At 76.1% G+C, this 514-nt stretch carries 1 protein-coding gene; it reads right to left on the reverse strand.

Annotated elements, in window-relative coordinates; genetic code table 11:
* Positions 1–69 precede the first annotated feature (69 nt).
* Positions 70–276, reverse strand: coding sequence for a hypothetical protein (locus tag DN069_RS42790; RefSeq protein ID WP_424556251.1), 207 nt, complete (start codon positions 274–276; stop codon positions 70–72).
* Positions 277–514: the final 238 nt, after the last annotated feature.

Genomic DNA, 514 nt, shown 5'->3' on the forward strand with positions numbered 1-514 from the left:
TCCCGCCCCGGTCCCCCTCCACCGCTGACCGCCCCTCCCGCGCGGTGTCGCTCCGGCCCGGAGGGGCGGTCAGCGGTGGAGGGGGACCGGGGCGGGAAGGGGGGCGGCCGGGAGCGGCTCGGCCGGTTCGGAGTCGCGGGGCACGTCGCGGGCGGCGCGGACGCAGGCCCAGAGCAGGGTGGAGGAGCCCGGGAGCCAGGGCTCGTTGCCGTCCGGCGCGACGATCCAGCGGCCCTGGCCCTCGGGCGCGTCCAGTGGCCGCTGCAGCGGCGGCACGGTGATCGCGTCGCCGAGGCCGTGACAGAGCAGCGGCGGGACGTTGCGCGCCCACTCCTCCCAGACCAGCAGCGGGCGCCGCCCAGGGGCGGGCCTCCCACAGTGCCCGCATGCTCCGCGGATACTCGCTGGCGGAGGCGAGCCAGGCCTCACCGGCCACTGTCACGTACTCGACGGAGTCGTAGGTCCACATGTCCACACTCAAGCTGTACCGAGTGCGCACTTTGCCGGGCTTGGG

Source organism: Streptacidiphilus pinicola, from assembly GCF_003258295.1.
Taxonomy (GTDB): Bacteria; Actinomycetota; Actinomycetes; order Streptomycetales; family Streptomycetaceae; genus Streptacidiphilus; species Streptacidiphilus pinicola.